The organism is Streptomyces sp. NPDC034049, assembly GCF_055575575.1.
In genome coordinates, this window is sequence record NZ_JBVISJ010000009.1 from 288,301 (window position 1) to 304,594 (window position 16,294).

Sequence of the window (16,294 nt, forward strand, 5' to 3'; positions counted from 1 at the left end):
GCGTCGCGCGTCGTGCGACACCCGCCCCGCGTTCCGCGCGCGGGCGGTCGGGGCCGTCCGCGGGTCGCCGCTCCCGGCTACCAGTCGCCGTCCTGGACCGGCTTGCCCGGTGCGTCACCCAGCGGTTTCACCTGTCCCGGGGCGGGTGCCTGCCAGGGGTCGAGGTCGTCGCCGAGCCAGTCACCGACGGGCTTCACCGTGCCGAGGGCGTCGGCCGGGTCGAGATCGTGCGCGTCGTTGTCGTAGTACTCGAACCACGGGAGCCCGGCCCGGGTGTAGGCCGCGCGGTCCACGGGCGACGGCGGCGGGGCCTCCCCGGTGATCCGGCGCCACTCGGGCGGGGTGACCAGGTGCACGAAGACCCGCCCGGCGGGCCGCTCCGCCCAGCTGCCACGCGGCCAGGTGTCCCGGTAGACCTCCTGGCGCATCGACCCGCCGACCCCGAGACCCATCGCGGCGGGTGCCCGGGTCGGGGCGGCGGGAGCACTGCGCGCCGGGGCCGCCCCGGGCGCCGCCATGGGGGCCGCCATCGGGTACGCGCAACCCGGGGCCGCCGGCCCGCCACCGGGCGCGGGGGGCAGCGGCGCGCCGGTCGACGGAGGCGGCAGCGGCGCGGCACCCGGCGGCGGCATCGGGACCGGGCCCGTGCCGCCGAAGAGCGTGGTGGTGGCGAGCCCGCCGAGTCCCCGCTCCGCCTCGGCGCGCAGCCGTTCCTCCTTCCGCCACACGGCCAACTGCTCGTCGTTCAGCGGGAACGACTGAAGCTGCACCCCGCCGAACACCTCCTCGCCGGTGACCTGGCCCTCGACCGTGGCGCCGAGGCCCAGGGGGACGGCCACGAACTGCCGGACCGTGCCCTTGCCGGAGTTGATGCCGTCCAGCCACGGCTGACGCGGGAGGACGACGTAGTTCTGCGGTTCACGGGCGAGCGCGCCGGTCCACGGCTTGCCCGACACCGCGCACACCTTGCCGACGCCGACCTGGAGCGCGGCCGGTTCCGTGGAACCGCCGAAGTGCAGCCACATCGCCTCGCGCAGATACACGGGGAGCATCACCCCACCGCGGGCCCGCATCTCCGCGGAGGTGGTGTGCGGATAGTCCTCGACCCGGCGGATCGGGAAGTCGCCCAGACCGGGCGGGAGCTGGTGCGTGCCCTGCTCCGGCAGGCGCAGGGTGCGGATGAAGCGCACCCGTACCCCGCCCGGCAGATGGAGTGTGCTCCCGTCGATCCGCACGGTGCCTTCGGCCATTCCGTACGCTCCCCTCGTCGTCGCGTCGTGCCTGCTCCTTCGGCGGGACGTCTCGGCTACGACGTCCTGCGGTCCGGCGTCACTTAGTACGTCCGGGGAGGCCGGACCGGTTCCGCCGACGGGGGCTCACGACGCGTACGCGGTCGCGCAGACGCGTGAGCCGGGGGGAGCGCTCGCGCTGCTCACGGGTGCAGCGGTCGAGCTCCTCCAGCAGCCGCTGGGAGCGGTGCTCGGTGTCCAGCTCGTCCAGCATGCGGTTGACCTCCGTCAGCACGGCGCCGTGCAACTGCCAGTGGCTCGGGTCGCGCTGGACGTCCTCCAGGAGCAGTTGGGCGAGCTTGTCGCGGGTCGCGACGGCCGTCGACAGCTCGGCGGCGAGCCGGTCCTCCGCGGACTCGGCGCTGCGGCTGACGTCGGTGGTGACCAGCACGGCGAAGCTGACGACGGCGTCGCCGATCTCGGCGAGCAGCCGCTCGACGGCGGCCCCCACCTGCGCGGAGAACAGCGGACTCGGCTCCCGCTCCTTGGCCAGGTCGGTGAGGGTGCGGGCCAGCACCCGCAGGACCACCGTGCAGATCTCCAGCGTGTCCAGGCCGGTGCGCAGCACCACCCGGTGCAGCAGGCCCTCCCGTACGCGCGGATTGAGCTTCAGGCTGTCCTCCGCCTGTTTGAGGGCCGCGTCCACCTCGACGATGTCGAAGTCGAGCTCCCGGGCCTCGTGGAGCCGTGCCGCCGCGGCCTCCGCCGGGGTGCGACCCGCGGCCTCCTCGCCGACCCGTATCATCAGCCGCCGCATCCGGCGGGCGAGATCCTCGATGGACTCGCCGGCCGCCTCCACCCAGACCGGGGGAGCGAGCAGCAGGTTGAAGGCGAGCCCGACGACCGCGCCGATCAGGGTCTCCAGGACCCGCGCCCAGGCCGTGTCCCCGACCCTGGTGACCCCGAGCACCAGCATCGCGCTGATCGCCACCTCGGGCACGAACTCGCTCACCCGTACCAGATGCCCCACCGCGAGCGAGGCCAGGATGATCAGGGCGAGGCTCCACCAGGTGAGGCCCACCAGGATGCTGAAGCCGATGGCGATGACGACGCCGGCGACCACCGAGTTCACCCGGCGGATACCGGTGGTGAGGGTGGAGTACAGGGTCACCTGCACGACCAGGAGCGCGGTCAGCGGAGCCGTCAGGGGCGCCGCCTCCGTACTCAGTTGCAGCGCCACCACATAGGCCACCGTGGCGGCCGCCGCCGACCGTACCGACTGGACGATCACCGGGTCCTGCCGCCATCCGGCCACCCGGGTGCCGATCAGGTCCCACACCTCACGTACGTCTCGCATCCTTGCGCTGTTCCCGTTCCACCGTCGTACCGAACTCCTGACCGAGGACAGTAGTCACCTGGGCGATCGCGCAGAATGCCGGGAGACCACGAGGCCGGGCGGGCTCAGTGGTGGAGCTTCTCCAGGAACGCGGAGAGATTGCCCACCGTCCGGGCGATCTGCTCCTCCACGGTGAGGCTCTCCTCGAACCGGCTTCCGGCGTCGAGGGCCTTCTTGCCGCGCACATAGAGCGAACAGGCGAGGTCGGCGCAGAGGTACACGCCGACCGAGTTCCCCTCGCGCCCGGCCGCGCCCGCCTTGCGCGCCGTCATCAGGGAGACCCCGCCGCCCGGATGCGTCGTGAGGCACACCGAGCACATGCTGCGGTGCAGGAACCCGCGCCGCGCGGACGGGAGCCGCAAGGTGACGCCGACGAGTCCGTCCGCGTGCTCGGCGACCAGATAGCTCCGATCCGGTGCCCCCGGATCCCGCCACCCGAGGAAGTCCAGATCCGCCCACGACCGCTGCTCCAGATCGCGCGGCACGAAGATCCTCTTCGCCTCCCCCTTCGAGCAGTTGACGAAGGAGGTGCGGATGTCCTGCTCGGTGAGTGTCTGCATGACGGGCCTGTTCTCCGGTGAGGGGTGATGATCGGATTCTGAACCTAGGGGTACTAGGTTTACACCTAAGGTACGTGGAGTTCTGGGGAGGGTCCAATGGTTATCGGGCCGTCCGATGATGGAGTCGGGCTTCAGCGGTGCGGGGCAGCCTGGCAGAGTGGGGCCGGACCGCTGTCCGGGACCAGGGGGATGCGCATGGACGACAGGGAACGGGCGCGGCTCGCGCTCGCGGCGGCGGGTGTTCCGCCGGAAGGCCTCGCCGAACGGCTGCCGCTGGGCGGCGGCACGTACAACACCGTCGAGGAACTCCGTCTCACCGACGGCACCCGGCTCGTCCTGAAGGTCCCGCCGCCGTCGTCCACCCCGGCCCTGGCCTACGAGAGCGAACTCCTCGCCGCCGAGGCGGAGTTCTGCCGGGTCGCCGAGACCGTCGGTGTTCCGGCGCCACGGGTGGCGGGAGTCGCCCTCGACGAGTCCGCGCCGGCCGGCCGGCACATCCTGCTCACCCACTGCCCGGGCGGCCGATGGGAGGGGCTCGCCGCCGGACAGGAGGCGGCGCTGCGGCGGGAGCTGGGCGGTCTGCTGGCCCGGCTCCACCGGGTGACCGGCCCCGGCTTCGGCTACCCGTCCGGCACCTTCGGCCCGCTCACCGCCGACTGGCGCTCCGCCTTCACCGCCATGTTCGACGGACTGCTCGCCGACGCCCGCCGCTACGGGGCCTGGCTGCCCCGCCCGGTGGACGAGGTGGCCCGTACGGTGAAGGCCGCCCACGACGTCCTCGACGAGGTGACCGTGCCGCGTCCCGTCCACTTCGACCTGTGGCCGGGCAACATCCTCGTCGAGCACGGTCGGGCGCCCCGGGTCGGCGGGCTGATCGACGGCGAGCGCATGTTCTGGGGTGACCCGGTCGCGGACTTCGTCTCCCTGGCGCTGCTGGACGACATCCGGACGGACAGAGACTTCCTGACGGGCTATCAAGAGGCGGGCGGGGACGTCGACTTCACCCCTGCCGTGTGCCGCCGCTACGCCCTCTACCGCAGCTATCTCTATCTGATCATGCTGATCGAGGTGGTGCCCCGCGCGATGGACGACGAGCAGGTCGCATGGCGGCGGGAGACGGTGGCTCCTCAGCTGACGGCGGCCCTGGACGCGCTGGACGACCTCGCCTGACGGGCGCGTGTCCGGCGCGCGCGACACCCGGTTTGAGCTGATCGGACCGAGGTACCCGCGCCCGGTGCACGACAGCAGGAAGGAGCACGCCGTGGACGAACACCGCCTGGAGGGTCCCGGCGAGCAACCGGGCCCCGTACCGAGGGACATGCCCGACCAGCAGGCGACCGAGCGCGAGGACCCCTGGGAGGTGGCACCGACGCGTGCCGCCGACGAGGACGAGCGGGACGAGGACGCCACCGACGTGCCCGACACGGACGAGGCCGGTACCGGGCGCCAGGGTGACCCGCGGTCGGGCTCCGCCAACCCCGAGCAGCCCGTACCCGACGAGCCCTCCGGCTGACCCGCACCCGTCGGCCCCGGACCTTCGCTCCCGGGCCCGCGGCGACTCGGCGGCCACAGCGACTCGGCGGCCACAGAGACTCGGCGCCTCCCCGGTGGGACCCGGGGAGGCGCCGTCATGTGCGGGACGCCGTGGCTGGGGCGACCGGCGTACTCACCCGACCTTCCGCCCCCGCAGCGGCTCCGTGTCGGCCCCGGCTCCCTGCCGCAGCCCCTCCAGGAACTCCTCCAGCACCTCCACCGAGGTGCGCTCGGGCCGCCAGCGCAGCTCGTCGCGGGCCTTGGAGCAGTCCATCAGCGGCAGCCGCAGTACGGCGTCGAAGAGATGCGGCGAGGCGGGCAGCAGCCGCAGGTTCCACGCGGCGGCGATCGCCGAGCGGGCCGCGACCCGGGGCAGGCGCACCGGACGGGCTCCCAGCACCTCGCTGAGCAGCTCGGCGTCCACGGGGGACTCCGCCGCGAGGTTGAAGGCGCCGCGGGCATCGGAGTGCAGGGCCAGCCGGTACGCCCGTGCGGCGTCGTCGGTGTGCAGGGCCTGCACCTTCAGACCGGGGATGTCGGGCAGGAACGGCAGCAGCTCGGGCCGGGCCAGCTGTCCCGGCAGGAAACGCCCGCCGAAGATACGGCGCTGCTCGCTCGCCGACTCCCGCTTGAACAGGAACGCGGGCCGCATCCGCACCACCCGCACCCCGGGGTGCTCGTGCTCGAAGGAGTCCAGAGCACGCTCCAGATACGCCTTCTCCCGGCAGTACGCGGCGTCCGGCCAGCCGTGCGTCGGCCACGACTCGTCGACCGCGCGGCCCTTCGGTCCCGGGGAGTAGGCGCCCACCGACGAGGCGTGCACCAGCGTCGGGACCTTGGCCGCCGCCACCGCCTCGAAGACCCGGATGCTGCCCAGCACATTGGTCCGCCAGGTCGTCGCCGGATCATGGGTCGGCTGGAACGCCCAGGCCAGATGGACGACCGCGTCCGCCCCCTCGAACTCCTCGACCAGATCGGCCTGCTCGGACCCCACGTCCACCGCCGACCAGTCCGTCTTCGCGGGGGCCCAGTCAGGGACCCGCCGGGCCAGCCCCCGCACCCGGTCGACCCGCTCGTCCTCCGCGAGCAGCCGCACCAGACTCGTCCCCACATTGCCCGTGGCGCCGGTGACCACGATCCTGCCGCCGGATTCTCCGTTCACCGCAGACTCCTCTCGCGCACGTCCATTCCTCCGGAGCCGCCCACGGGTACCCGGCCCCGGGGGATGCACGCGGCCACTACCGGCCACACCGGCCAAGACGGACGCGGACAGGAAGAAGCCCCGACCGGGACGGGGGAATCGCGGTCGGGGCGGTCTGTGTGTGGGTGCGGATGGCGGTCGCCTCTCGGCGAAACGCTCCACAGGGCTTCAGCCGAACGATCGTCCCTGTGGGCAAAAGGTGAGGCCCGGGGACACTGTCCCATCCACACCCACGGTTGGTTCAACGGGAAAGTACCAGGGGGTGTTCCTTCCGTATCCGGACAATGCCGGTGATGTGTGTCACGTCGCGCGCGGCCGCCCAGAGCGGCCGTCACCAGGTCATTCCTCCTGGCCCAGCGGACTCTCCTCAAGGGCGGCCAGCAGATGGGCCGGATTCCGGAACACCGCCTCCGCGCCGGCCGCCTCCAGCTCGGGCCGCGGAATTCCGCCGCACAGCACCGCCACGCAGCGCACCCCGGCCCGGGCGCCCGCCCGCATGTCCCAGACGGTGTCCCCGACGAACACCGACCGCTCGGCCTCCGCCCCCGCCAGCTCCAGCGCCTGCTCGACCGGATCAGGCGCCGGCTTCCCCCGGGCCACGTCGTCGGCGCTCGCCGTCGCCATGATCGCGTCGTCGGCCCCGATCGCCCGCCGCAACGCGGTCAGCTCGGCTCCGCCCGCCGAGGTCGCCAGCACCACGCTCCAGCCCTGCTCGTCGAGCCGCCGCAGCAGCCGCCCCGCGTCCGGCAGCGCGGGCAGCCGGTCGAAGTACGTCCCGTACAACGCCTTGTGCGCCGCGCTCAGCGCGTCCTTCTCCGCGGGATCGACTTCCTCGCCCAGCAGATGCGTGATCAGATCACCCGACGGCAGGCCCACCGCCCGGTGCACGTCATGCATGGCCACCCGATGGCCGCCCTGCCGGAACGCCTCCCACCAAGCGACCACGTGCAGATGGTTGGTGTCGACGAGCGTCCCGTCGACATCGAACACAGCAGCCTTCTTCATGGCTCACCTTCCTGAGAATCACCGAACATCCGCGCCCGGGAAGGGCGCGGGGAACCGAGGCCGGGCACGGTCGGGGCCTGAGGCCGAACGCGGTCGGGGCCCGAGACCCGGACGCGGTCGGGGCCTGAGGCTGGGCACGGCCGGGGCCCGAGACCGAACGCCGTCCGGAACCGAGACCGGGCAAGGTCCGGAACCGTCCGGACCCGAGATCAGACACGGTCGGGAACCGATCGGTCCCGAGCCCACCCGAGCAGTTCGTCCACCCCCCACGTCGTCACCACCCGCTCGGCCGGGACCCCGCACTCCTCCGCCCGGGCGCACCCGTGCACCTGCCAGGTCAACTGCCCCGGCGCGTGCGCGTCCGTGTCGATCGAGAACAGCACGCCCGCATCCACGGCCCGCCGCACCAGCCGCCGGGGCGGATCCAGCCGCTCCGGCCGGGAGTTGATCTCCACGGCCGTCCCCGTCTCCGCGCACGCCGCGAACACCGCGTCCGCGTCGAACTCCGACTCAGGCCGCCCCCGCCCGGTGACCAGCCGCCCCGTGCAGTGCCCGAGCACATCGGAGTGCGGATCGCGCACCGCGGCGACCATCCGCCGGGTCATCGACCGCGCGTCCATCCGCAGCTTGGAGTGCACGGACACCACCACCACGTCCAGCCGCTCCAGCAGCTCCGGCTCCTGGTCCAGCGAACCGTCGTCGAGGATGTCGCACTCGATGCCGGTGAGCAGCCGGAACGGCGCCCAGGTCTCGTTCAGCGCGGCCACCACGTCGAGCTGCTCCCGCAACCGCTCCGGCGACAGACCGCGGGCGACGGTCAGTCGGGGCGAGTGGTCGGTGAGCACCGTCCACTCATGGCCGAGGCGCGCGGCGGTCCGGCCCATCTCCTCGATCGGGCTGCCGCCGTCCGACCAGTCCGAGTGCACATGGCAGTCGCCCCTGATCAGCGCCCTCAGCTCCGCACCCGCGTCACCCTCCGTGAGCGGCGCCTCCGCATCCTGCTCCAGTTTCCGCAGATAGCCCGGCACCTCCCCGGCCAGCGCCTCACGCGCCACCTGTGCGGTCTTCGGCCCGACCCCCTTCAGCGACTCCAGCGAGCCCGCGGCCGCCCGCTCGGCCACCTCGTCGGCCGGCAGCGCGCCGAGGACTGCGGCGGCCGTACGGAACGCCCGTACCCGGTAGGTGGGGGCCCGGTCCCGCTCCAGCAGGAAAGCGATCCGGTCCAGGGCCTCGACGGGATCCATGCCACCTCCTGCCTCCCGCTTCCAGCGTCGCCCAGCCCCCGGGTACCCGCACGGCGGCCGTACGATCACGGGCGCGCCGGACCGGCCGCGCCGGCCCCTGCCGGGCGTCACCCGGCCACCGACCGCCGGACCGCTCTACCCTCGAACCATGACCGAAAGCGCGAGCCCCTACATTTCCCATCCCCGGGTCCTGGTGCTCGGGGTGCAGCCCGGTACGCCGCCGTTCCGGATCGTGGAGATCGACGGTCAGGTGGTCGGCGAGGCGAAGCGGCTGACGGACGTCCTCCAGGCGGCCGCCGCGTACGGAGTCGTCGTGCACGATCTCGACGACCCCGACCAGGTCCGCTGGGTGGGCGGCGACAAACTCACCTGGACGCTGCGCTAGCCCCCTTGGACGCCCCACCGGCCTCCTTGCGCCGGCCCATCCGCAGGCGCCGCACCCAGGCGCCGCGCGGTGTCCTCCGCTGAGCGGGTGTCTTCCCCCTGGTCGGTGTCTTTCCCCGAGCGGGCCTCTTCCCCCGCGTCAGTGCGCCTCCCCGGGCCGGTGCCTTCCCCCGGGCCGGGGCGGGCTTCGGGTCCCGCGGCGCGCGGGCGTGGACGGCCCGGCCGAGGCGCCGGCCCAGCAGCAGATAGCCCAGCAGCGCGCCCGCCGTGTTGAGGATGACGTCGTCGATGTCGAACGCCCGTCCGGTGACCAGCGCGCCCTGCACCAGTTCGACCAGCAGCATCATCAGCGCGGTCAGCGCGGGCACCCGTAGCAGACCGCGCGCCCCGGGCGCCAGCACCGGTAGCAGGATCCCGAACGGCAGACCCAGCAGGACGTTCCCGCCGACCTGCTTGAGCGCGTCGCGCGGGTCGGGGTGGTGCCAGTACAGCTCCAGGGAGGCGCCGGGCCGGAGGTTGCTGTGGGTGAGCGCCTCCGAGGCCGGGGACGGCTGGAGCGTGAGCCCGGCCAGCGCCGCACCGAACGCCACCATCGCCAGGAACGCCAGGGCCATCACCAGCAGCCGCAGGGGCAGCGGAAGTGGCCGTCGGCCGGGCGCGGCCGCCGGGGAACGGCCGCCGGAGGTGGTGGAACGGGAACGTGACGTGGTGCCGGCCATGCGACCCTCCCGATTTCAACTTCCCTGTGTACCAAGGCTGTTACCCCCGAAGCGGCCCGCGATGCTCGCCCCCGCGCCCCTCGGGCGAGAAGTCGCCCGCCGGGTGCCGGGCGGGTTTGGGCCCGCCCTCAGAGGGGCACCCGGTTCGCGAGTGGCAGGGACCCGCTCCCGTTCGAGGGGCGCCTGTCGGGCGCCCGGGAGCGGTTGGGGCGTGGGAGGGCGCGGATGTACGCGGGCCACGGACGGGCCGGCGTACGACGCGCCCTCCCCGCAGTTCGGGGAGGGCGCCGTCGTCCGGTCAGGACCCGTACGTCACCTTCACCTCCTCGAAGCCGAGCGACTTCAGCAGTCCTTCGAGCATGTCGGTGGTGTTGGCCTCGGCGCGGTCGGTGAGCTTGCTCTCCTTCGCCGCGTCCCCGATGTGCTTGACGGCCAGGCGCTGCACCGCCTGTTCGCCGCCCGGATTGTCCGAGAACAGGTCGCCGAGCCGGTCGAGCAGGCCGCGTTCCTTGGAGACGGCGTAGGAGTGCTCGGTGTCGAGGGCCGGCTTGCCGAGCTGGGCGTGCGGGAGGTCGATGGTGGCCGACGTGCGGTCCTCGTTCATCTTCACGTCGTTCTCGCCGACCTTGCCGAGGTCGACATAGGCGTCCACGGTGCCCGCGCCCACGTACAGCGTGCGGGTGCCGCGGATCGCGTCCGGCAGGTACTTGGCGTCCTTCTCCAGATCCACGACGACCTGGAAGTTGCCGGAGGCGGCGTCGTAACGGCTCATGTCCTGGATGGACTTCAGGAGCGTCGGCCCCGAGCGGTCGTGCTCCTCGGTGCCGAACATGTCGTCCAGCCCTCCGAAGACCAGCATCCGCAGCGCGGCCAGCAGCACCACGATGAGGATGACCACGGCGGTGAGCAGCTTGACCCAGCCGGGCAGACGCGTGCGCTTGATGGGCGTCGTCATGTCGACGGTCCTCCTTCCTCCTTCAACGAATGCCCTCAAAGACCCTGCGGGAACGCCGAGTTGGTGATTGTCATCGGTTCGCCGTATCCCGGGCGCGCCGGCCGTCCGGAGCCGCGTACCGGATCGGCGTACGGGGAGCGGCCAGTAGCATGAGCCGCGCAACCCGTAATGATCATGTTCATGCGAGGAGCCCACCGTGCGTGACATCGCCGTCTTCACCGGCAGCGCCCACCCCGAACTCGCGGAGGAGGTCTGCGCGCATCTCGGGGTGCCGCTCAGTCCGTCCCGGGTGAGCCGTTTCGCCAACGACTGTCTGGAGGTGCAGCTCCAGGCCAACTGCCGGGAGAAGGACGTCTTCCTGGTCCAGCCGCTGGTCACGCCGGTGCAGGAGCATCTCGTCGAACTGCTGCTGATGTGCGACGCGGCGCGCGGGGCCTCGGCCGGCCGGATCACGGTGGTCATGCCGCACTACGCGTACGCCCGCTCGGACAAGAAGGACGCGCCGCGGATCTCCATCGGCGGCCGGCTGGTCGCCGATCTCATGGTGGCGGCGGGCGCCGGCCGGGTGCTCGCCATGACACTGCACTCCCCGCAGGTGCACGGGTTCTTCTCGGTGCCGGTCGATCATCTGCACGCGCTGCGCGAACTGGCCGCGCACTTCCGGCGCTACGACCTCACGCGGACGACGGTGGTCTCACCGGACCTGGGCAACGCCAAGGAGGCGGCGGCGTTCGCGCGGATGATCGGCGCGCAGGTCGCGGCGGGTGCCAAGCAGCGGTTCGCGGACGACCGGGTGAGCATCAGCTCGGTGATCGGCGAGGTCGCGGGACGGGATGTGATCGTTCTGGACGACGAGATCGCCAAGGGGAGCACGGTCCTGGAACTCCTCGAGCGGCTGCGGGAGTTGGGGCCGCGCTCGATCCGGGTGGCATGCACTCACGGGTTGTTCGCGGCGGGAGCCCTGAAGCGGCTGAGCGAGCAGCCCGACGTCCTGGAGATCGTCTGCACCAACACCGTGCCGGTCCCCGTGGAGGAGCGCACCGACAAGCTGAAGGTGCTCTCCATCGCCCCCGCCCTCGCGGAGGCCGTACGCCGTATCCACAACGGCGAGTCCGTCAGCGCCCTGTTCGACGCCCCGGCGGGCCACGGCGGGGAGGACGGCTGACGGCCGGGGGCGGGGTCATAACGTGCCGGACGCGGCCTCGGGCTGTTCCAGGGCCGCCTCCAGGGACGGGGCGGGCGGCAGCAGCTTGGCGAGGCCGGTGACCTTGAGGACGCGCAGGGTGAGCGGGTGGGTGCAGACCAGGCGGAGTTCGCCGTCGCGGTCGAGCACCCGCTGACGGGCCCGGTAGAGCAGCCGCAGCCCGGAGCAGTCGAAGAACTCGACGTGCCGGAGGTCGATCACGATCCGGGCGCCGGGGCGGCCGGTCTCCGCGTCGAGGTGCGGGATGATCTCCACGGCCGCCGCGATGTCGATCTCTCCGTGCAGTTCGAGCACGGAGTGGCCGCGGTCCGTGCGGACGCGCAGGTACCCGGTCGCGGGCGGTGTGGGGTCGCTCGACACGACGGCATCGCCTCCTACCGGATTCTGTGAGGGTGTGAGGGCAAAACCCTTCCCCGCCCTGCAAGTTACCCTCGTCAGAGTGAATTTCAGCATGTTCGATTGACATATGTCTTCGATTTCTCCGGCATGCTGTCCGGAGTTTTGCGCAGGACCCCCTACGACAGCGCGTGCCACGCCTTGGACAGCGCCTGCCGGAACTGGTCGGCCTGGTGCGCGGTGAGGTCGCTGATCATGCGTTCCTCCAGGTCGCGCACGGGCTCGGCGTAGCGGGCGAGCAGCTCGCGCCCCTCGTCGGTCAGCAGGATCAGCAACTCGCGCCGGTTGCGCGGATTGCGCTCCCGGCGTACGAGTCCCCGGTTCTCCAGACTGCGGACGACATCCGCGATGGACTGGGCCGTGACGAACGAGTCGCGGGCGAGCTGGGCGGCCGAGAGCCCGTCGTGTCGCTCCAGCACGGTGAGGGATGTGTACTGGAGGGCGGTGATCCCGGCAGGCCGCACCAGGTCGTCCAGGTGCGAGCGGACAACGAGCTCGACCTGCTTGACCATGTAGAGCAGGGAGGGAGGTGCTTTGGTGCCGACCATGGGGTCAGCGTAAAGCATTGACAGGAAACCTGTGTGTAATGAAACTGCGAACCAACAGGAATCCTGTTGGTTGAAAACTTGGCGATCATCGCTGGACCAAAGCTGGGGAGTGGACAATGACGACCACCTTCGAGAACGAGCCCGGGCGGCTGTTCATCGGTGGACAGTGGCGTGAGGCGAGCGACGGAGCACGCGCCGACGTGATCGACCCGTCCACGGGCCAGGTGGTCACGACGGTCGCGGAGGCGGGCGCCGCCGATGTCGACGCCGCCGTGCGCGCCGCGCGCGAGGCGTTCGACAGCGGCACGTGGTCCGGGCTGAGCGGCCGTGAACGCGGCCGGATCCTGAACCGCGTGGCCCAGCTGATCCGGGAGAACGCCGACGAGATAGCGGCCCTGGAGAGCCGTGACGTCGGCAAGCCCATCACCCTGGCCCACGCGGTCGACGTGACGAACACGGCCAACGACTACGAGTACTTCGCCTCCCTCGCCTGGTCCCTGGACGGCTCCGCCCGCGACGTCCCGAACAACCGCCTCGCCTACACCAGGCGCGGCCCGATCGGCGTGGTCGGCGCGATCACGCCGTTCAACTTCCCGCTGATCCTGGCCGGCACCAAGATCGCCCCCGCGCTCGCGGCCGGCAACACCGTTGTGCACAAGCCCGCCGAGGAGACCCCGCTCAGCGCCCTCTACATGGCGGGTCTGCTGAAGGAGGCCGGCGTCCCGGACGGCGTCTACAACGTCGTCACCGGCACGGGCCCGGTCGCGGGCGAGGCGCTGCTGCGCAACCCCGGCGTCGACAAGATCGCCTTCACCGGTTCCACCGCCACCGGCCGGCACGCGGCGAGCGTCGCCGGCGAGGGCCTGAAGCAGGTCACGATGGAGCTGGGCGGCAACGCGGCGCACCTCGTCTTCGAGGACGCCGACCTCGAGAAGGCCATCGGCGCCATCATCGGGGGCTTCGTCTTCAACACCGGCCAGTTCTGCATGGGCGGCCCCCGCCTCCTCGTCGCCCGTCCGGTCCATGACACCGTGCTCGGCATCCTCGCCGAGGCCGTGCCGGGCGTGCCGATCGGCGACCCCCGGCAGCCCGAGACCGTCATCGGCCCGATGGCCGGCGAGCGGCACCTGAAGAAGGTCGAGGAGTACGTCGAGCTGGCCCGCAAGGAGGGCGGCCGCATCGTCTGCGGCGGCGAGCGCCTCGACCTGAACGGCGGCTACTACTACAAGCCCACCGTCATCGCCGACCTCGCCAACGACTCGCGGGTCGTGCAGGAGGAGGTCTTCGGGCCCGTCCTCACGGTGCAGCCCTTCGACTCCGAGGACGAGGCCGTCGAGCTGGCCAACTCCACGCCCTACGGCCTGGCCTCCGGCATCCAGACCACCAACCTCACCCGCGCCCACCGCGTCGCCGACCGCCTCCAGGCCGGCATCGTCTGGGTCAACGACTGGCCGATGCTCGACCCCGCCGTGCCCTTCGGTGGCGTGAAGGCCTCCGGCTTCGGCCGGGAGTACGGCCCCGAGGCCCTGGAGTCCTACACCAAGGTCAAGTCCGTCGTCGTCTCGCTCGACTGAGCACCTTCCCCCGGAACACCCGGTGAGCCGCGGAACCGGTCCGGCGGCTCACCGCCAGAACAAGGAGTTCATGAGCATGTCCACCACCATACGTGCCGCCGTGGTCGAGTCCGGGGGCGCGCCCTTCACCCTCTCCGAGGTCGTCCTCGACCAGCCGGCGCAGGGCGAGGTCCTGGTCCGCATGGTCGCCGCCGGGCTGTGCCACACCGATCTCGGGGTCGCGAGCGGCGGGCTGCCGTTCCCCCTGCCCGGCGTACTGGGCCACGAGGGCGCCGGTGTCGTCGAGGCCGTGGGCCCCGGCGTCACCACCGTCGCGCCGGGCGACCACGTCGTGCTGTCCTTCACCTCCTGCGGCGGCTGCCACAACTGCCGCGACGGGCACCCGGCGTACTGCGCCACCTGGCTGCCGCTCAACCTGATCGGCGGCCGGCGCGCCGACGGCACCAGCACCATCAGCCGCGACGGCCAGGAGCTGGGCGGACACTTCTTCGGCCAGTCCTCCTTCGCCGAGCGCGCCCTGGTCGACGAGCGCGGCCTCGTCAAGGTCGACCCGGACGTGCCGCTGGACTCCATCGCCCCGCTCGGCTGCGGCGTCCAGACCGGTGTGGGCGCCGTCTGGAACGTGCTGGAGCCCCGCGCGGGCGGCACTGTCGTCGTCCTCGGCGCCGGAGCCGTGGGCCTGTCCGCCGTGATGGCGGCCAACCTGACCCCGGCGACCACGGTCGTCGCCGTGGACAAGGTCGGCGAGCGCCTGGAGCTGGCCAAGGAACTGGGCGCCACCCACACGGTGAACGCGGCCGAGGTCGCCGACATCGCCGAGGCGATCATGGAGATCACCGGCGGCCGGGGCGCGGACGGCGTCGTCGAGACCACCGGCAGCGTCTTCGTGCTCCGCAAGGGCGTCGACGCCCTCGCCGCGCGCGGCACGCTCGTCATCGTCGGCGCCCCGCCGTTCGGCACGGAGGTCTCCCTCGACGTCAACGGCATGCTCGGCGGCAAGCGCGTCGTCGGCCTCACCCTCGGCGACAACGAGATCCAGACCGCCATCCCGGTCCTCGTCCAGCTCGTGAAGGACGGCAAGCTCCCGCTCGACCGGCTGATCAGCCGCTACAAGTTCGAGGACATCGACCAGGCGGTCGCGGACATGAGCGACGGCAGGACCATCAAGCCGGTGCTCACCTTCTGAGTCCGGCCCGGCCGCCCGACGCCCGGGAGCCGACCGACCGCTCCCGGTGGCCGTCCGCCGCTGCCGGCGCCCGAGAAAGCCATCTCCCGCCGGGGCACGTTCTCCCCGCGTGTCCCCGGCCCTGTGGGTGACCTGTGCACCAGGTCACCCACAGGGCTGCTCAGCGGCTGCGGTGCAGGGCGACCAGCAGTTGCCACGCCTGGTCGGCGATCTCCCGCGGGGTGCCGTCGAGGAGGCCGTGCAGCCAGTCGGCGAGGACCCCGGCGAAGGTGGCCGCCACGGCGGAGGCCACCAGCGGGGCGTCCGCGGCCCCCGCGAGCTCGCGCTCGCGCAGGCTGTAGGCGCGCAGGTCCCGGTGCAGGACCCGGCCGAGCGGCCCGCCGCCACCGGGCGTCAGCAGCGCCCGGTACAGGGCGGCGTGCGGCGCGAGACCGGCGAAGAACTCCGGCAGGGCGGCCGGCGCCCGAACCGGATCGGGGCGCCCCCGCCACGCGTGCAGCGCCTCCACGGCCTCCCGTACGACATCGGCGCAGGCGTCGACGGCCAGCGCCTCCAGATCCGGGTAGTGCACGTAGAACGTGGCCCGGCCGACCCCCGCCCGGCGGACCAGCGCGGCTACGCTGACCTCGTGCAGGGGGTGCCGGGCGCACTCGTCGAGGAGGGCCTCCCGCAGCCTGGCCCGGGTGCGGGAGGCCCGCGGATCCTCCGTGGCCCGGGGTTCCGGTGCGGGCCGGTGTTCCGGTGCGGGCCGGGGCTCCTCGGGGGTCATCCGGCGACGAGGACGGCGGCCAGGGCGAGCGCGCCGGGCAGGGCCTGGGCGACGAGGATGCGGCGGTTGGCGGTGGCGGCGCCGTACACGCCCGCGACGATCACACACGACAGGAAGAAGATCTGCGCCCGGTAGCCGGTCGGGTCGTCGGCGATCAGGCCCCAGACCAGGCCGGCGGCGAGGAAGCCGTTGTAGAGGCCCTGGTTGGCGGCGAGCGAGGCCGTCCGCCGCGCCAGCTCGGCGTCCATGCCGTGGAAGGACATCCCCGGCTTCTTCTGCCACAGGAACATCTCCATCACCAGGATGTACGCGTGCAGCAGGGCCACCAGCGCGACCAGCACGTTCGCCAGGATCTCCATGGTCAACAGACTCCGTCGTTCACTCGATGCTT

The 16,294-nt window shown here is 72.3% G+C and carries 18 protein-coding genes; 6 read left to right on the forward strand and 12 right to left on the reverse strand.

Annotated features, from left to right (window positions below):
- Positions 1 to 77: 77 nt before the first annotated feature.
- From ACZ52C_RS26230 to ACZ52C_RS26240, 3 genes are all read right to left on the reverse strand, one after another.
- Positions 78 to 1,250: a GyrI-like domain-containing protein gene (locus ACZ52C_RS26230; protein WP_469077049.1), complete on the reverse strand. Its 1,173-nt coding sequence runs from the start codon at positions 1,248 to 1,250 to the stop codon at positions 78 to 80.
- A gap of 79 nt (positions 1,251 to 1,329) precedes the next feature.
- Positions 1,330 to 2,586: an FUSC family protein gene (locus tag ACZ52C_RS26235; RefSeq protein WP_469077050.1), complete on the reverse strand. Its 1,257-nt coding sequence runs from the start codon at positions 2,584 to 2,586 to the stop codon at positions 1,330 to 1,332.
- Positions 2,587 to 2,690: 104 nt separating this feature from the next.
- Entirely contained in the window at positions 2,691 to 3,185 is a 495-nt protein-coding gene (locus ACZ52C_RS26240; RefSeq protein ID WP_469077051.1) for an FBP domain-containing protein, read from the reverse strand.
- A gap of 195 nt (positions 3,186 to 3,380) precedes the next feature.
- Here ACZ52C_RS26240 and ACZ52C_RS26245 point away from each other — a divergent pair, with 195 nt between their 5' ends.
- Positions 3,381 to 4,355 (forward strand): phosphotransferase family protein, encoded by a 975-nt coding sequence (locus tag ACZ52C_RS26245; protein WP_469077052.1) that lies wholly within the window; start codon positions 3,381 to 3,383, stop codon positions 4,353 to 4,355.
- 91 nt (positions 4,356 to 4,446) lie between these two features.
- On the forward strand, positions 4,447 to 4,698 hold the full coding sequence (locus ACZ52C_RS26250; protein ID WP_469077167.1) for a hypothetical protein: 252 nt from the start codon (positions 4,447 to 4,449) through the stop codon (positions 4,696 to 4,698).
- Between the two features lie 153 nt (positions 4,699 to 4,851).
- Here the strand turns inward: ACZ52C_RS26250 and ACZ52C_RS26255 are convergent, their stop codons facing one another.
- The 3 genes from ACZ52C_RS26255 to ACZ52C_RS26265 form a co-directional block, all read right to left on the reverse strand.
- Complete coding sequence (locus tag ACZ52C_RS26255; RefSeq protein ID WP_469077053.1) at positions 4,852 to 5,880, reverse strand: SDR family oxidoreductase; 1,029 nt, start codon at positions 5,878 to 5,880, stop codon at positions 4,852 to 4,854.
- Between the two features lie 378 nt (positions 5,881 to 6,258).
- Complete coding sequence (locus ACZ52C_RS26260) at positions 6,259 to 6,924, reverse strand: HAD family hydrolase (protein ID WP_469077054.1); 666 nt, start codon at positions 6,922 to 6,924, stop codon at positions 6,259 to 6,261.
- Between the two features lie 209 nt (positions 6,925 to 7,133).
- Positions 7,134 to 8,168 (reverse strand): PHP domain-containing protein, encoded by a 1,035-nt coding sequence (locus ACZ52C_RS26265; protein ID WP_469077055.1) that lies wholly within the window; start codon positions 8,166 to 8,168, stop codon positions 7,134 to 7,136.
- A gap of 148 nt (positions 8,169 to 8,316) precedes the next feature.
- Between ACZ52C_RS26265 and ACZ52C_RS26270 the strand changes: the two genes are divergently transcribed.
- Entirely contained in the window at positions 8,317 to 8,553 is a 237-nt protein-coding gene (locus ACZ52C_RS26270) for a hypothetical protein (RefSeq protein WP_045560042.1), read from the forward strand.
- Here ACZ52C_RS26270 and ACZ52C_RS26275 read toward each other — a convergent pair.
- Together ACZ52C_RS26275 and ACZ52C_RS26280 are read right to left on the reverse strand one after the other, a co-directional pair.
- Positions 8,534 to 9,271 carry a VanZ family protein gene (locus ACZ52C_RS26275; protein WP_469077056.1) on the reverse strand — a complete coding sequence of 246 codons (738 nt, stop codon included), beginning with the start codon at positions 9,269 to 9,271 and terminating at the stop codon, positions 8,534 to 8,536. The genes ACZ52C_RS26270 and ACZ52C_RS26275 overlap by 20 nt on opposite strands.
- A 298-nt stretch (positions 9,272 to 9,569) precedes the next feature.
- Positions 9,570 to 10,226 carry a DUF4230 domain-containing protein gene (locus tag ACZ52C_RS26280; protein ID WP_469077057.1) on the reverse strand — a complete coding sequence of 219 codons (657 nt, stop codon included), beginning with the start codon at positions 10,224 to 10,226 and terminating at the stop codon, positions 9,570 to 9,572.
- 196 nt (positions 10,227 to 10,422) lie between these two features.
- Here ACZ52C_RS26280 and ACZ52C_RS26285 point away from each other — a divergent pair, with 196 nt between their 5' ends.
- Complete coding sequence (locus ACZ52C_RS26285; protein WP_469077058.1) at positions 10,423 to 11,391, forward strand: ribose-phosphate diphosphokinase; 969 nt, start codon at positions 10,423 to 10,425, stop codon at positions 11,389 to 11,391.
- A 15-nt stretch (positions 11,392 to 11,406) separates the two neighbouring features.
- On the opposite strand, the gene ACZ52C_RS26290 is transcribed toward ACZ52C_RS26285, so the two are convergent.
- Both ACZ52C_RS26290 and ACZ52C_RS26295 read right to left on the reverse strand, forming a co-directional pair.
- Positions 11,407 to 11,790: an anti-sigma factor antagonist gene (locus tag ACZ52C_RS26290; protein WP_469077059.1), complete on the reverse strand. Its 384-nt coding sequence runs from the start codon at positions 11,788 to 11,790 to the stop codon at positions 11,407 to 11,409.
- A 155-nt stretch (positions 11,791 to 11,945) separates the two neighbouring features.
- Positions 11,946 to 12,374: a MarR family winged helix-turn-helix transcriptional regulator gene (locus tag ACZ52C_RS26295; RefSeq protein ID WP_365667586.1), complete on the reverse strand. Its 429-nt coding sequence runs from the start codon at positions 12,372 to 12,374 to the stop codon at positions 11,946 to 11,948.
- Between the two features lie 116 nt (positions 12,375 to 12,490).
- Here ACZ52C_RS26295 and ACZ52C_RS26300 point away from each other — a divergent pair, with 116 nt between their 5' ends.
- A complete protein-coding gene (locus ACZ52C_RS26300; protein ID WP_469077060.1) occupies positions 12,491 to 13,948 on the forward strand; it encodes an aldehyde dehydrogenase family protein in 1,458 nt (485 codons plus the stop codon).
- Positions 13,949 to 14,024: 76 nt separating this feature from the next.
- Positions 14,025 to 15,134: an NAD(P)-dependent alcohol dehydrogenase gene (locus ACZ52C_RS26305; protein WP_469077061.1), complete on the forward strand. Its 1,110-nt coding sequence runs from the start codon at positions 14,025 to 14,027 to the stop codon at positions 15,132 to 15,134.
- A gap of 160 nt (positions 15,135 to 15,294) precedes the next feature.
- Here the strand turns inward: ACZ52C_RS26305 and ACZ52C_RS26310 are convergent, their stop codons facing one another.
- Together ACZ52C_RS26310 and ACZ52C_RS26315 are read right to left on the reverse strand one after the other, a co-directional pair.
- Positions 15,295 to 15,903, reverse strand: a complete 609-nt coding sequence (locus ACZ52C_RS26310; protein WP_469077062.1) for a TetR/AcrR family transcriptional regulator — start codon at positions 15,901 to 15,903, stop codon at positions 15,295 to 15,297.
- Positions 15,900 to 16,262, reverse strand: coding sequence for a DUF1304 domain-containing protein (locus tag ACZ52C_RS26315; RefSeq protein WP_469077063.1), 363 nt, complete (start codon positions 16,260 to 16,262; stop codon positions 15,900 to 15,902). The genes ACZ52C_RS26310 and ACZ52C_RS26315 overlap by 4 nt, the downstream gene beginning before the upstream one ends.
- Between the last annotated feature and the right edge of the window lie 32 nt (positions 16,263 to 16,294).

Coding starts and splice junctions, on each gene's coding strand:
- ACZ52C_RS26305 (WP_469077061.1), top strand. CDS start 14,025: ATGTCCACCACCATACGTGCCGCCGTGGTCGAGTCCGGGGGCGCGCCC.
- ACZ52C_RS26235 (WP_469077050.1), bottom strand. CDS start 2,586: ATGCGAGACGTACGTGAGGTGTGGGACCTGATCGGCACCCGGGTGGCC.
- ACZ52C_RS26240 (WP_469077051.1), bottom strand. CDS start 3,185: ATGCAGACACTCACCGAGCAGGACATCCGCACCTCCTTCGTCAACTGC.
- ACZ52C_RS26315 (WP_469077063.1), bottom strand. CDS start 16,262: ATGGAGATCCTGGCGAACGTGCTGGTCGCGCTGGTGGCCCTGCTGCAC.
- ACZ52C_RS26275 (WP_469077056.1), bottom strand. CDS start 9,271: ATGGCCGGCACCACGTCACGTTCCCGTTCCACCACCTCCGGCGGCCGT.
- ACZ52C_RS26310 (WP_469077062.1), bottom strand. CDS start 15,903: ATGACCCCCGAGGAGCCCCGGCCCGCACCGGAACACCGGCCCGCACCG.
- ACZ52C_RS26300 (WP_469077060.1), top strand. CDS start 12,491: ATGACGACCACCTTCGAGAACGAGCCCGGGCGGCTGTTCATCGGTGGA.
- ACZ52C_RS26230 (WP_469077049.1), bottom strand. CDS start 1,250: ATGGCCGAAGGCACCGTGCGGATCGACGGGAGCACACTCCATCTGCCG.
- ACZ52C_RS26295 (WP_365667586.1), bottom strand. CDS start 12,374: ATGGTCGGCACCAAAGCACCTCCCTCCCTGCTCTACATGGTCAAGCAG.
- ACZ52C_RS26260 (WP_469077054.1), bottom strand. CDS start 6,924: ATGAAGAAGGCTGCTGTGTTCGATGTCGACGGGACGCTCGTCGACACC.
- ACZ52C_RS26245 (WP_469077052.1), top strand. CDS start 3,381: ATGGACGACAGGGAACGGGCGCGGCTCGCGCTCGCGGCGGCGGGTGTT.
- ACZ52C_RS26270 (WP_045560042.1), top strand. CDS start 8,317: ATGACCGAAAGCGCGAGCCCCTACATTTCCCATCCCCGGGTCCTGGTG.
- ACZ52C_RS26265 (WP_469077055.1), bottom strand. CDS start 8,168: ATGGATCCCGTCGAGGCCCTGGACCGGATCGCTTTCCTGCTGGAGCGG.
- ACZ52C_RS26280 (WP_469077057.1), bottom strand. CDS start 10,226: ATGACGACGCCCATCAAGCGCACGCGTCTGCCCGGCTGGGTCAAGCTG.